We start from the raw sequence: 12,891 nt of genomic DNA, 5'->3' as shown, positions 1-12,891 counted from the left end.
CGGGGGTCATGGACGGGGATGCGCGGGCCGTTGTGGCCAGGAAACGCACAGGTCCACGGTACCAACACCTACCGTGCGCTCTGAGGCCCCGAGGACGAGGCCCGCCACCGCGCTACGCTGAGCCGAGTATTGCCCGGCGTCCACGAAAGGTTCCGCACCATGCGCCCGAGCACGCCCCGTGACCGGACGGCTGCCCGCGCCATGGGGGCCGTCGCGCCACCCGAGGCCCGGCCTGCCAGGCGTCACGCCTCACTCGGCCTCGTCCCGGACGGTCAGGCCGCGTGGACCCGCTCCCCGTGGAACCCCTTGGTCACGCCGGCCTCACCGCGGCTGTTCGAGGCCGTGCTGGCCATCGGCCTGGTGATGGATGCGTTCACCGCTCCCGGCCTGCCGATCCCGTTCGCGGAGTTCTCCGCCATCCTTCTGCTGCTCCTCGCCTCATTCCGGCAGCCCCGCCGGGACCTGTCCCACTACGGCGTGCTGGCCCTCGTCGCACTGGCCCTGGTGGCGTATCTCGTCGCGGTGACCGTGCACAACGACCTCGACCCCACGCGTCGCGCCACGAGGATCACGCTCCTGATCCTGCTGATCTACGCCATCGCCAGCGAGAGGATCGACATCAAGGGCGTCCTCTACGGGATGACGGCCGGCGCACTGATCAACGTGCCCCTCTTCTACGCGGGCCTGGTCCCGGACGCCTACGGGGGCTACCTCACCGGCTTCCTCGGGGACAAGAACGTCTCCGGCCTCTTCTATGCGCTCCTGCCGGTGCTGCTCGTGGCCACCATGCAACGCATGGGCCCGAAACTCCTCGTGCTGGGTGCCGGCTCCGTCTTGACCTTCCTCACCGGCTCGCGGACCTCGATGGCCGCGTTGCTCTGCGCGGTCGTGTGGATCCTCGTGAGCCCCTACCTGGGGCGGGTCCTGCGTATCGCACTGGGGGTCGTCATGGGTTGGTTCGTCAGCTGGGCCGAGGAGAACCTGGCCGACCTCGGCATCTTCGGAGACCGCACGGGCACGGACTGGTTCCGGGCGCAGATCCAGGCGGCGTCCGTGGAGAAGGTGGCGGAGACGTCCTTCTTCGGCCAGGGCCTCTCCACGGCATTCGTGGACCTGGACCACGTGTCCATGTTCTTCCACAACTCCTACCTGGGTCTCCTGGTCGAGGGCGGCTGGCCGTTCCTGGTCGTGGTGGTCGGCGCCTACCTCTGGCTGTGCCTGCGGCCCTTCGCCCGGACGCACCGCTCGCCTTCCCGTGTCGCCGTCGAAGCGGCCGCCCTCATCATCCTCGTGGCCTCGCTCCAGCTGGGGGAGGTGTTCATCACGATCTTCGGCGCCATTGTGCTCGGTTGCGGACTCCTGCTGAGCGCCCAGGAGGACGAGGAGGACCATGGCGCCCCCGCGAAGGACCGGGCCCACCGCCGCAAGCTGGACCGCATCATCGAGCGGTCCCGACTCGCGGGCCGCTGAACGCGTCGAGCACCACCGGTGCTATCCTGTCCGGGTTGCCCAGGCGAGGGAGCGTGCGCTCCGTGATCGACGAGGCCGCCGCCGCGCGTCAGCATGCTGACCCGCTGCGGCACTGAAGCCCCCTCCTGGCCGCATCCCGCGCCGCCCCCGGCTGCGCGGCCGAGACCCCCACAGGAGGACGCATCATGTCTGACCAGCTCAAGATCAAGGTCACCCGCCGCACCGACTTCGGCAAGGGCGCCGCCCGCCAGGCCCGCCGCGCCGGCCTGATCCCCGCCGTCGTCTACGGCCACGGCCAGGAGCCCGTGCACCTGCTGCTGCCGGCCCAGGAGACCACCCTGGCCGTCCGCAACCCCAACGCCCTGCTCACCGTCGTGAACGAGGCCGGCGAGGAGCACCTGGTCCTGCCCAAGGACATCCAGCGCCACGCCATCAAGGACACCGTGGACCACCTGGACCTCATCGCGGTCCGTCGCGGCGAGAAGGTCATCGTCGAGGTCACCGTGCAGGTCGAGGGCGAGGTCGCCCCCGGCAACGAGTACGTGCTGGACTACGTCACCGTGCCGGTCGAGGCCGAGGCCACCGACCTGCCCGAGGCCGTCACCATCTCCATCGAGGGCCGCGAGGCCGGCGACCATGTGTACGCCACGGACGTGCAGGTCCCCGCCGGCGCCACGCTGCAGCTCGAGGACGACATCGCCATCGCCACCGTCAACGAGGTCCTCGAGCAGGACCTCGGCGACGAGTCCGTGCAGGAGGAGCAGGCCGCCGAGTCTGCCGAGGGCGAGTCCGAGGGCTCCGAGGACTGATCACGCCATGACGACGGGGACCACGCTCATCGTCGGGCTCGGCAATCCCGGGCCCGAGTACGAGCGCACCCGTCACAACGTCGGCCAGATGGTGGCGGATGAGCTCGCCTCCCGCATGGGGGTCGGGTTCACCCGCCACCGGGCCGGCGCCGTGGTGGCCACGGGTCGCCTCGGCATCGGGGGACCGCGGGTCGTGCTCGCGAAGTCCACCGGCTACATGAACGTCTCCGGACGCCCCGTCTCCGCGCTGGCGTCCTTCTACGGGATCGGCCCCGAGGACCTCGTGGTGGTCCATGACGAGCTGGACATCCCGTTCGACACCCTGCGTCTCAAGCGCGGCGGGGGAGAGGGCGGCCACAACGGCCTGAAGTCCATCACCGCCTCGCTCGGCACGAAGGACTACGCCCGCGTGCGCGTCGGCATCGGCCGCCCCCCGGGCCGCATGGACGTGGCCGACTTCGTGCTGCGCCCCTTCACCAAGCCCGAGCAGGACGTCCTGCCGCTGCACGTGGACCGCGCGGCGGACGCCGTCGAGAAGCTCGTCACGGACGGTCTCGAGCCCGCCCAGCAGGCGTTCCACTGACCTCCCGCCCCGCGACATCCTCGACGGGGGCTCAGCCCCACGCTCAGGGGGCCGGGGTCACGGCACGGGCCAGAGCGTCCGCGATGGTCTCCAGGGCGGGATCCATGATCTGGATCATCTCCGCGTACCCCTCCACCGGCCCGCGGAACGGGTCCACGACGTCGAGGGGCTGGGCGGTCGACCGCGCGAGGGCCCGGTGGCGGGCCGCCTCGGCGGCGAAGGCACGCACTCCGCGACCGGCCGGGATCCAGTCCCGCCCGTCCCGCTGGTCCATCGCGCGGACCAGCGCCGCGAGCTCCAGCACGGTGAACACCCGCGCGACGGCCTGCGGCACCTCCCGCAGCGCGAAGCGCATGTGGTCCTGAGCCGCGGCCAACACCAGATCCGCCTCCGCCACCATGAACGGCTGCAACGCGGCGGGACGGTGGCCTTCCAGCCCGGTGACGCCGGCCTCGGCGCCGAGCCGCACGAGCGGCGGCGGCACCGTCAGGGCCTGGTTCGGCTGGGAGCCGGCGCTGCCGACCTCCACCCGGCCGGGGACCAGAGCCGCCAGCCGGCCCTGCAGGGCCCGGCTCGCATAGGCCGAGCGGCACACGTTGCCGGTGCACACGATGAGCACGGCGTCCGGCGAGGGGAGGGCCCGGCGCCCCCGCCGGGCAGGCGGAGCCGAGCTCGACAGCGCCGGGCGACGGGAGAACGAGATCAACCGCGCGCGGCTCCGCCATCACGCTCGAGCCACGAGGACAGCGCCCGGGCCTGGCGATCGACGACCTTGCCGACCATCGGCTCGGCCTTCGCGGCGAGCTTCGAGCCCACCAGCGGGATCCGGCAGACGAGGGTGCCGTCCACGGAGAACTGGGAACCCTCACCGGCGGCGGTCAGGCGGAGGGCGCCGTCCGCCGTCGCCTTGGCGGAGGGCACGGTGATGGTGGTGGTGCCGGCGCGGGAGCCGTCCGCGGCGGGCGCGTCCCAGCGCTCCACCTGCTCCACCTGGAGGGCGGAGCCGATGAGCTTGCGGGCCATGTCCGGGACCCGATCCGGGATACGGTCCGCGGGCAGGGAGCGCACGGCGGTGACGGTCATCGCGCCCTCCGGGGAGCCCTCCACGGAGAACGAGACCAGGGAGCCGCCGAAGGACTCGACCACGGAACGGTGGAAGTCCTCGGACGCCAGGGCGGCTGCCACGGCCGCCGGCGGGTGCGGGATGGACTGCTGAGCGGAAAAGGCCACGGTGTCTCCTCGGGGTCAAGTCGGGCCGCGCCCGGCGGGCCGTGAGAGGGCCTGCACCGGTTCGCCGACGGCGATAGGCGCCCATCCCTCACCTTATATGCTGGCCTCCGCGACCCGGGTCCCGTGCACGGCGCCGGGACCGGCCGCGCGACCCCTCGTGAACCCCCTGGAAGGTGTGTCCGCCATGTCGGCACTCTGGGCCGTGGCCCTCATCATGCTCCTGAGCGGGACGGCGAAGCTCCGTTCCGGCGAGGACGTGCAGGCCACGTTCACCCGACTCAGGGTGCCCCGCCCGTTCGCGGCCCCCGCCCTGGCGCGCGCGTTCCCCTGGCTCGAGCTGCTGCTCGCCGCCGCCCTCCTGCAGCCCTTCACCCTGCTGCGTCCCGTCGTCGGCCTGGTGGCCGTGGCCCTCTTCGCCGCCTTCCTCGCGCTCGTGGTCCGGGCCCAGGACGACGGCGTCTCGTGCGGCTGCTTCGGCGAGGCATCGGCCGCCCCGATCTCCCGCACCACCGTGGTCCGCAACGTCGTCTTCCTGGCCCTCGCCGTCCTGGCCCTGGCCGAGGGGATCGTCTCGCTGACGGTGCACGGCGCGGGCCTGGCCTGGCAGCCGCTCACCGCCTTCGGCGCCGGGGCGTGGGCGTGGGCCCTGCTCGTGTCCGTGCTGCTCGCGACCGCCGCGTTCCTGGCCGGGCGCGAGTCCGTCCCGGCCGCACCCGACGCCGCCCCGGCGACGCCCACGCCCGAGGCCCCGGCCGCCGTCGACCCGGCCGACGCCGCCGAGCCCGAACGCCACCCGTTCCCGGACGCCGTCGTGGTCGCGGACGGCGAATACACCGGTCTGCACCGGCTGGTCGCGGACGGGGCCGTGGTGGCCCTGCGCCTGTCCACGGGGTGCGGCTCCTGCACGCGCGTGATCGACCGGCTGGACGAGTTCAAGGACGCGCTCGGGCCGGTCCGGCTGCGGGTCCTCATGCCCCAGCACGCCCCCGGCGCCGAGGGGGCGATCCACAGCGGCGCCGTCGACGCGTCGCTCGTGCTCGCCGACCCGGCCGGCGCCGCCTCGCAGGCCCTCGGCCTGCACTCGTTCCCCACCGCGGTGCTGCTCGGCACGGACCGGCTCACCGCCGGCGGCCCGGTGGGCGGCGCCGACGACGTCCTCGCCTTCCTCGAAGAGATCCGGGAGATCATGACCACCGAACTGCCCGCCGCCACCCCGGAGGTCCGCGCATGAGCGCCCCCGAGACCACCCCCGTCCTCGCCCCGCTGCTGCCGCGCCTGCGCGCCGAACGCGCCCTCGAGGCGGCCGCCGCCTCCGCCGCCCGGCCGCTCGAGGCTCGGGGCGTCGAGCTGGAGATCGGCCTGCCCGACGGCGCCCGCGCGCCCCTGCTGACCGTCCTCGCCGAGGCGCTGGCCGAGGGCCACGGCGAGCGCGCCGCCGTCCTCGTGGTCACCGCGACCACCCGCGAGGCCGAGGACCTCGTGACCGACCTCGCCGCCTGGGCCCCCGCCGGTGCCGCCGCGCTGTTCCCGTCCTGGGAGACGCTGCCCCACGAGCGCCTGTCCCCGCGCTCGGACACCGTGGGCGCGCGCCTGGCCGTGCTGCGCCGCCTCGCCCACCCCGAGGAGCACGCGGAGGGCCCGCTGCGCATCGTCGTCGCCCCCGTGCGCGCCGTGCTGCAGCCCCTCGTGGCCGGGCTCGGCGAGCTGAGCCCCGTGACCCTGCGGACGGGGGAGGAGCGGGACTTCGACGCCGTGGTGGCCGCGCTCGCGGACGCCGCCTACTCCCGCGTGGACATGGTCAGCCGTCGCGGCGAGTTCGCGGTGCGCGGCGGGCTGATCGACGTGTTCCCGCCCACCGAGGACTACCCCGTGCGCATCGAGTTCTTCGGCGACGAGGTGGAGCAGATGCGCTGGTTCTCCGTGGCGGACCAGCGCTCCCTCGAGGACACCACGGAGGACGGCTCGGGCCACCCCTCCGAGCTGTACGCACCCCCGTGCCGCGAGCTGCTCATCACGGACCACGTGCGCCGGCGCGCGAAGGAGCTGATCCCGGCCATGCCCGCCGCCGCGGACATGCTGGACCGGATCGCCGAGGGCGTGGCCGTGGAGGGCATGGAGTCCCTCTCCCCGCTGCTGGCCGAGGCCATGACGTCGCTGCCCCGCATGCTGCCCGCAGGCTCGCTGACCGTCCTCGTGGAGCCCGAGCGCCTGCGCGGCCGCGCCGACGACCTGCTGGCCACCAACGAGGAGTTCCTCCAGGCCGCGTGGGCCGGCGCCGCGCAGGGCGCGGTCGCCCCGGTGGACGTGGCCGGGGCGGACCAGTCCGCCGCGGGCGGCTTCCTCACGGTGGCCGAACTCCGCGCGGCCGCCCTCGAGCAGGACCAGGGGTTCTGGTCCGTCACCGCGCTGGTCTCGGACGCTGAGCTGCTGCCCGACGCCGCCACCCTGCGCGCCACCCTCGGCGTCCCGCAGACCTTCTCGGGCGACATCGAGGCCATGGTCGCGCACACCCGCGTCCGGCTCGCGGAGGGGTGGCATGCCGTGGTCCTCACCGACGGCCCCGGCTCCGCCCGCCGTCTCGCCGAGCTCACCACGGAGGCCGGCCTCACGGCCTCCGTGGCGGACGGGCCCCTGCCCGCGGACCTCGCCCCGGGGCGGGTCTCCATCGCGACGGCGCCCGTCGGCTCCGGCTTCACGATCCCGGACGCGCAGATCGCCCTGATCACGGAGCACGACCTCTTCGGCCGGCACCGCACCGCTGGCACGCGCGCCCCCGGAGCGCGGCTGGCCCGGAAGCGGCGCAACGCCGTCGACCCGCTGACCCTGCAGCCCGGCGACCACGTGGTGCACTCCCAGCACGGCATCGCCCGCTTCGTGGAGCTGCAGCGCCGCAAGGTCACCGGCGGCCCGCGCACCGCCCCCGGCGCCGAGGAGTCCTACCGCGAGTACCTCGTGCTGGAGTACGCGCCCTCGAAGCGCGGCGCCCCCGGCGACCGGCTGTTCGTGCCCACTGACCAGCTCGACCTGATCTCCACCTACGTGGGCGGGGAGACGCCGTCGCTGTCCAAGATGGGCGGCTCGGACTGGGCGCAGACCAAGTCCAAGGCCAAGCGCGCCACCCGCGAGATCGCCGGCGAGCTCATCCGCCTGTACTCGGCCCGTATGGCCTCGCGCGGCCACGCGTTCGCCCCGGACACCCCGTGGCAGGGCGAGCTGGAGGAGGCGTTCCCGTTCATCGAGACGCCGGATCAGCTGACCACCATCGAGGACGTCAAGAAGGACATGGAGGCGGCCGTCCCCATGGACCGGCTCGTCTCCGGCGACGTCGGCTTCGGCAAGACCGAGGTGGCCGTGCGCGCCGCGTTCAAGGCGGTGCAGGACGGCAAGCAGGTGGCCGTCCTCGTCCCGACGACGCTGCTCGCCCGCCAGCACCACCAGACGTTCTCCGACCGGTTCGCCGGCTTCCCCGTCAAGGTGGCCGCGCTCTCCCGGTTCCAGACCGCCAAGGAGTCCAAGGAGGTCGTCGAGGGGCTCGCGCACGGCGAGGTGGACGTGGTGATCGGCACCCACCGGCTGCTCTCCGACCAGGTGCAGTTCAAGGACCTGGGCCTGGTGATCGTGGACGAGGAGCAGCGCTTCGGCGTCGAGCACAAGGAGGCGCTGAAGAAGATGCGCACCAACGTGGACGTGCTCGCCATGTCCGCCACGCCCATCCCGCGCACCCTCGAGATGTCCCTCACCGGCATCCGTGAGACCTCCACGCTGGCCACCGCCCCGGAGGAGCGCCACCCCGTGCTCACCTCGGTGGGCCCGTACTCGGACCAGCAGGTCACCGCGGCCATCCGCCGCGAGCTGATGCGCGAGGGCCAGGTGTTCTACGTGCACAACCGCGTCACCACCATCGACAAGGTGGCCAAGCGCATCGCCGAGCTGGTGCCGGAGGCGCGGATCGCCGTCGCCCACGGCAAGATGAGCGAGGCCCGGCTCGAGCAGATCATGGTGGACTTCTGGGAGCGGAAGTTCGACGTGCTCGTCTCCACCACGATCATCGAGACCGGCCTGGACATCGCCAACGCCAACACCCTGATCGTGGAGGACGCCCACCGCTACGGCCTCTCGCAGCTGCACCAGCTGCGCGGCCGCGTGGGCCGTGGCCGCGAGCGGGCGTACGCGTACTTCCTGTACGACCCGCAGAAGCCCCTGGGCGAGGTGGCCCTCGAACGCCTCAAGGCCGTGGCCACCCACAACGAGCTCGGCGCGGGCATGCAGCTGGCCATGAAGGACCTCGAGATCCGCGGCGCCGGCAACCTGCTGGGCGGGGAGCAGTCCGGCCACATCGCCGGCGTGGGCTTCGACCTCTACCTGCGGATGGTGGGCGAGGCCGTGGCCGACTTCAAGGGCGAGGAGGACACCGCGCCCGCCGAGGTGAAGGTGGAGCTGCCGGTCAACGCCCACCTGCCGCACGACTACGTGCCGGGGGAGCGGCTGCGCCTCGAGATGTACCGCAACCTCGCCCAGGCCGCGGACGACGCCGCCGTGGACGCCGTGGTGGAGGAGCTCAAGGACCGGTACGGCCCGCTGCCGGAGCCGGTGGAGGCGCTCGTCGCCGTCGCCCGGTTCCGCAACCGGGCGCGAGCCGCGGGCGTCACCGAGGTCATGCTGCTGGGGCAGAACGTGAAGTTCGGCCCCGCCGCGGACCTGCCGGAGTCCCGTCAGATGCGCCTGACCCGCATGTACAAGGGCGCCCAGGTCAAGCCGGCCCTGAACGGCGTCCTCATCCCGCGTCCCAAGACCAAGCCGGTCATGGGTCAGGACCTCGTGGACGTCCCGCTGCTCGAGTGGGCGCAGCAGGTGGTCGACGCGATCTTCGCGCCGGAGGGCTGAGGCGGGTCAGGCCGTCCTCACGCGGACGAGGATGCCGTGCGCCTCGAGCATCTCGAGGAAGGCGTGGACGTCGGCCGCGACGTCGGCGGGAGCGAGGCCGAACGCCTCCGCCACCTGGACCGTGACGTCCGTCGTCGACAGCGGCACCGGCGGATCCGCGACCAGGTCGTCCTCCGGGGTGCGGCCTCCCACGAGGACGTCCCAGATCACGTCGCCCGAGGCGCTCAGCAGCAGCGGCTGACCGGCCTCGAGCGTCATGACGGCGGTCTGGCCGCCGGCGGTGCGGGCCCACGCGATGTCGGGGGCGAGCGCCCAGCCCTCGGTGGTCTCACCGGCCACGGCGCACCGCCTTCGTCCAGGCCCAGCCGGCGAGTGCGCCGAGCCGGGCGCGCTGCTCGCGCCACAGGTCCGCGCGGGTGACGGGTCGGCCCAGGCGCATCTGCAGATGGGGGCGGTTCACCGGGATCGTGCGGGCCACGAGGGCGGCCCGCTCCCGCACCGTGGCGGCCGACCGCCACCGGGTGCGGAACAGCTCAAGACCGCTCTGGCTCTCGTGCAGCGCCGCGAAGAGGGTCAGCTGCCGGGTGTCGACGCCGTCGGCGGCCTCGCCCGTGGCGACGTGCCAGGCCGCGCCCGCGTCCAGCCGGTGGGCTTCTTCGCGCAGGGCGGCCCAGCTCTCGGCGGGGAGGGACTCCCGGATGTGCCGGACGTCGAGGCCACCGCGGAACGGGTCGCGGGCCGCGTGGACGATCACGACGAGCCGCTGATGGCGCGGACTCGGCACCGGGACAGACCGGCCGGCGATCACGAGGTGGACGTGCTCGCTCCACAGGGCGTCGAAGGTTGCCTCGGGGGACGCGCCGAGGCCGGGGAAGAGCCGATGCACGTCCACATACCCCAGCTGGTCATGCCAGAGCGTGGCCGCGTGCTGGAAGATCGACCCTTCCGAGAAGTCAGCGACCGGTTCCCAGGCGTGGGCGTGCAGGAGCTCGATGACGGCGGTGGCATCGGCCGGATGGACCAGCAGGTCTACGTCCGAACTGCGGCGGTGCTCCGGGTAGACGCCGGGCTCCGTGGCGTAGCCCTTGACGTGCAGGCCGCGAATGCCGACCCGGTCCAGCAGATGCGTGATGCGGGCGTGGGCGAGGCGGACGCGGACCTCGAAGTCCAGGGACGGCGGGGCGGCCGGTCGCTGTCCCGTCGCTCGTTCTCCCATGGCCGCGAGCTTAGTCGACCCAAAGGAGGCCCGGCGGTGACTGTGCCGGATGCCCGGTGCAAAGTTAAAGGGGGTTCAGGTGGATTCGTGGACTGACGGCGCGAGACCCGCACGCTCCCGGGTGCTCCGTGTTGACGTGCCATCCATGAACGCGTGGCAGGACTCGCGATGAGCTGCGCGACCTGTCTAGATCCACCTGCAGAGTTCCATTCTCATGTTCACCGAGCATGCCGTTCCCCGCGATCGTCCCCCTGCCGCAGGGCATCCCAGACCTGGACTGGTTGCGCTAATGGGCGCGGATCGCGGGCTTCATCGGTCTTGTTGACTGCATCGCCCGCGGTCGGCTCAGTCGCCGCTCGCTCTGATGCGGACGCGGCGGTGGAAGGTGGCCCTGCTCGTCACCGCCGCGGTGTGCGTCTTCCTCACGGGCCCTGCACCTCCATGGCGGGCTTGGCGTGCGCCGTCCTGTGGCTCTGGTCGACGCCGCAGATGGGGGTGGCGTCGTGCTCGTCCTCGCCATCCTCGGCGCCTACGCATTCTTAGGCTGCGCCTGTCCGCCCCCCGGCTGCGCACCCCTGCGCGTGGCAGTGGAGGCGGCCCCGTCCCCGATCTCTGACGCCGGCCGGTCAGGCGCCCGTCGGCTCCTCGTCCACGACGTCCCCGTCGAGGGCCCGGGCGATCTCCCACGCCAGCAGCTCGACGATCGGCTGCGCGGTCTGCGCCATCGCGGCGTAGCCCTCGGCGGGGCCGCGGAACGGGTCCGGCAGATCCGCGTCCGGCCGCTCCCCGTGGGCGATCAGGCGGGAGCGCAGCTCCGCCAGCGCCGTGACGAGCGCGGTGACGCCCGCGCCCGGAGGGACCGCCGCGGCGAGCTCCTCGCCGTGGTCGCGCAGGAGGGTGCCCATGCCGAGGATCGTGAAGGTCCGGCGCACCGCCGCGGGGTCCTCGCGCAGCACCTCGTCCAGGTGGTCGTCCGTCGCGGTCAGGACGAGGTCCTGTCCCGCCAGCGAACGCCCGGTCAGCTGCTGCGGTCGATGCTGCGTCAACGCGGCGCGGACTCGGCGGCTCGGTGCGAGGTCGAGCAGCGGGCCGGGGACGGTCAGCGCCTGGTTCGGTTCCGTGCCCGCGCTCGTGACCTCCGCGCGGCCCCGGTCGCCGAGCAGGGCGTTGAGCTGCGCCTGCAGCGCGTACTCCACATAGGCGGAGCGGCAGATGTTGCCCGTGCACACGACGAGGACGCGGGCGCTCGGCACGGGGCCGGGGACACGGTCGGCCGGTGCGGCAGGCGAGGCCGGCTCAGCGGCCGCGGCGGTCGCGGGAGCCACCGCGCGCTCGGCCGGCGTCGCACGCTGCCGCGGCGCGGCGGGGTCGGCCGGGTGGGGGCGGAACGCCGGGCCGAGCCGGAACTCGGCGAGGCGATCCTCCCGCGCCGTGGAGGCCGCCGGGGCGCCGGCGTCGCCGCCGTCACCCGCCGGGTGGCCGCCGTCGCGGGTCGGCGCCTCGGGCTCCTCCGGCGTCGACGGCAGGAACGGATTGCGGATCGGGGGGCGATGATCCCGGCTCATGGTTGTGTCCTCTCCGAGGCGGTCGTGACGCGCGGCAGCGCGGACGTGACGGGGTGCGGGGGCTCCACGCGCCGCAGGCGGTGCACCGGGTGCCAGCGGCGGCGCGCCCCCGTGAACGGCTTGGACAGGGGGGTGGCGAGCAGGGCGAGGCCTGCCAGCCAGCTGAGGGCGAGCGCGAGGGCGAACTTGACGGCGTTGTCCTCCACGCCGTGGCGCGTGACCCACATCAGCACCCAGCCGTGCAGCAGCACCACCACCGTGCCCGTCCGGACCAGGGCGGTGATGACGCGGCGCAGGGCCTGCCCCGTCCCGGTGCGTCGGGCGAAGGAGCGCAGCAGTCCCTCCACCGTGGAACCGAACACGAGCACCATCCCCGCGGACATCAGGACGCCCACGGCAGGGGTGAGCACCGGCGTGCCGAAGCCGCCGAACTTGATGTTGGGCGGCTCCAGGCCCAGCCGGACCGCGCCCAGCCCGAGCAGCACCAGGCCGACGCCGATGAGCGTCCGATGGCGTCGCACGTGCGGTTGGACGCGGCGACGGAACGTCTCGCCGCTGAGGACGAACAGCAGGCACGGCAGGGCCAGCCCGACGCCCAGAGGCGTGCGGGCGATCGCGGAGTCCGGCACGAGGTGGGCCCACGCCAGCCCGGCCAGGCCCACGGCCCAGGCGACGGCGGACGGGAAGCGCTCGAGGAATCGGCGCAGCACCGTGGTGAAGAACAGGACGGAGATGAACCAGAACGCCCACCACGGGGGCTCCTGGTCCGCGCCCCCGTACCAGCCGGTGAGCATCAGGCGCCGCAGCAGGTCGGGGTCGTCGCCGAACCACGCGAACGCGGCCACGGACATGAGCGCCGCCCACACCAGGTAGGGCACCATCAGGCTCCGGAAGCGGCCCCGCACGTCCTTGGCCCAGGGGCGGCCGCGCGTCCAGAAGTAGCCGGTGAGGAAGAAGAACAGCGGCATCCGCCAGATCTCCAGGTACCGGCTGAAGGTGAGGTCCGTCAGGTACGCGTGACCCAGCACCACCGCCGCGATGGAGACAAGCCGAAGGGCGTCCACCCCCGTGTTGCGGGTGGACGCCCTTCGGCGCGCGGCGGCCGGACGACCGGTGTCAGCGATCCTCGGCTCC

At 73.4% G+C, this 12,891-nt stretch carries 11 protein-coding genes; 5 read left to right on the top strand and 6 right to left on the bottom strand.

Features of this window, described 5'->3' with window-relative positions; translation table 11 throughout:
* Positions 1 to 159 precede the first annotated feature (159 nt).
* The 3 genes from ACZ1IK_RS02075 to pth all read left to right on the top strand — a co-directional run bounded on the left by ACZ1IK_RS02075 (position 160) and on the right by pth (position 2,862).
* Positions 160 to 1,470, top strand: coding sequence for an O-antigen ligase family protein (locus ACZ1IK_RS02075; protein ID WP_260446659.1), 1,311 nt, complete (start codon positions 160 to 162; stop codon positions 1,468 to 1,470).
* 185 nt (positions 1,471 to 1,655) lie between these two features.
* Positions 1,656 to 2,279 carry a 50S ribosomal protein L25/general stress protein Ctc gene (locus ACZ1IK_RS02070; protein ID WP_070708693.1) on the top strand — a complete coding sequence of 208 codons (624 nt, stop codon included), beginning with the start codon at positions 1,656 to 1,658 and terminating at the stop codon, positions 2,277 to 2,279.
* A 7-nt stretch (positions 2,280 to 2,286) separates the two neighbouring features.
* Positions 2,287 to 2,862 (top strand): aminoacyl-tRNA hydrolase, encoded by a 576-nt coding sequence (pth, locus tag ACZ1IK_RS02065; RefSeq protein ID WP_010079281.1) that lies wholly within the window; start codon positions 2,287 to 2,289, stop codon positions 2,860 to 2,862.
* Between the two features lie 43 nt (positions 2,863 to 2,905).
* Here the strand turns inward: pth and ACZ1IK_RS02060 are convergent, their stop codons facing one another.
* Together ACZ1IK_RS02060 and ACZ1IK_RS02055 are read right to left on the bottom strand one after the other, a co-directional pair.
* A complete protein-coding gene (locus tag ACZ1IK_RS02060) occupies positions 2,906 to 3,481 on the bottom strand; it encodes an arsenate-mycothiol transferase ArsC (protein ID WP_070708692.1) in 576 nt (191 codons plus the stop codon).
* An 83-nt stretch (positions 3,482 to 3,564) separates the two neighbouring features.
* Positions 3,565 to 4,092 carry a DUF2505 domain-containing protein gene (locus ACZ1IK_RS02055; RefSeq protein WP_070708691.1) on the bottom strand — a complete coding sequence of 176 codons (528 nt, stop codon included), beginning with the start codon at positions 4,090 to 4,092 and terminating at the stop codon, positions 3,565 to 3,567.
* A 184-nt stretch (positions 4,093 to 4,276) separates the two neighbouring features.
* Here ACZ1IK_RS02055 and ACZ1IK_RS02050 point away from each other — a divergent pair, with 184 nt between their 5' ends.
* Both ACZ1IK_RS02050 and mfd read left to right on the top strand, forming a co-directional pair.
* On the top strand, positions 4,277 to 5,323 hold the full coding sequence (locus tag ACZ1IK_RS02050) for a MauE/DoxX family redox-associated membrane protein (RefSeq protein ID WP_251393468.1): 1,047 nt from the start codon (positions 4,277 to 4,279) through the stop codon (positions 5,321 to 5,323).
* Complete coding sequence (mfd, locus tag ACZ1IK_RS02045; RefSeq protein WP_161787943.1) at positions 5,320 to 8,976, top strand: transcription-repair coupling factor; 3,657 nt, start codon at positions 5,320 to 5,322, stop codon at positions 8,974 to 8,976. Before ACZ1IK_RS02050 ends, mfd begins: the two co-directional genes overlap by 4 nt.
* A 6-nt stretch (positions 8,977 to 8,982) precedes the next feature.
* On the opposite strand, the gene ACZ1IK_RS02040 is transcribed toward mfd, so the two are convergent.
* The 4 genes from ACZ1IK_RS02040 to ACZ1IK_RS02025 form a co-directional block, all read right to left on the bottom strand.
* Positions 8,983 to 9,315: a PqqD family protein gene (locus ACZ1IK_RS02040; protein ID WP_070709311.1), complete on the bottom strand. Its 333-nt coding sequence runs from the start codon at positions 9,313 to 9,315 to the stop codon at positions 8,983 to 8,985.
* Complete coding sequence (locus tag ACZ1IK_RS02035) at positions 9,305 to 10,192, bottom strand: nucleotidyltransferase family protein (protein ID WP_070709309.1); 888 nt, start codon at positions 10,190 to 10,192, stop codon at positions 9,305 to 9,307. The genes ACZ1IK_RS02040 and ACZ1IK_RS02035 overlap by 11 nt, the downstream gene beginning before the upstream one ends.
* A gap of 626 nt (positions 10,193 to 10,818) precedes the next feature.
* Positions 10,819 to 11,757: an arsenate-mycothiol transferase ArsC gene (locus tag ACZ1IK_RS02030; protein WP_161787945.1), complete on the bottom strand. Its 939-nt coding sequence runs from the start codon at positions 11,755 to 11,757 to the stop codon at positions 10,819 to 10,821.
* Positions 11,754 to 12,821: an acyltransferase family protein gene (locus ACZ1IK_RS02025; RefSeq protein WP_161787946.1), complete on the bottom strand. Its 1,068-nt coding sequence runs from the start codon at positions 12,819 to 12,821 to the stop codon at positions 11,754 to 11,756. Before ACZ1IK_RS02025 ends, ACZ1IK_RS02030 begins: the two co-directional genes overlap by 4 nt.
* Positions 12,822 to 12,891 lie beyond the last annotated feature (70 nt).

The sequence above is a fragment of the Micrococcus sp. CS26 genome (assembly GCF_055522295.1).
This window is presented reverse-complemented; position numbering and strand designations above follow the sequence as displayed.

What these genes read in the sequence shown, in the direction of transcription:
- ACZ1IK_RS02075 (WP_260446659.1), top strand. Translation starts at nt 160, where the DNA reads ATGCGCCCGAGCACGCCCCGTGACCGGACGGCTGCCCGCGCCATGGGG.
- ACZ1IK_RS02070 (WP_070708693.1), top strand. Translation starts at nt 1,656, where the DNA reads ATGTCTGACCAGCTCAAGATCAAGGTCACCCGCCGCACCGACTTCGGC.
- pth (WP_010079281.1), top strand. Translation starts at nt 2,287, where the DNA reads ATGACGACGGGGACCACGCTCATCGTCGGGCTCGGCAATCCCGGGCCC.
- ACZ1IK_RS02050 (WP_251393468.1), top strand. Translation starts at nt 4,277, where the DNA reads ATGTCGGCACTCTGGGCCGTGGCCCTCATCATGCTCCTGAGCGGGACG.
- mfd (WP_161787943.1), top strand. Translation starts at nt 5,320, where the DNA reads ATGAGCGCCCCCGAGACCACCCCCGTCCTCGCCCCGCTGCTGCCGCGC.
- ACZ1IK_RS02035 (WP_070709309.1), bottom strand. Translation starts at nt 10,192, where the DNA reads ATGGGAGAACGAGCGACGGGACAGCGACCGGCCGCCCCGCCGTCCCTG.
- ACZ1IK_RS02030 (WP_161787945.1), bottom strand. Translation starts at nt 11,757, where the DNA reads ATGAGCCGGGATCATCGCCCCCCGATCCGCAATCCGTTCCTGCCGTCG.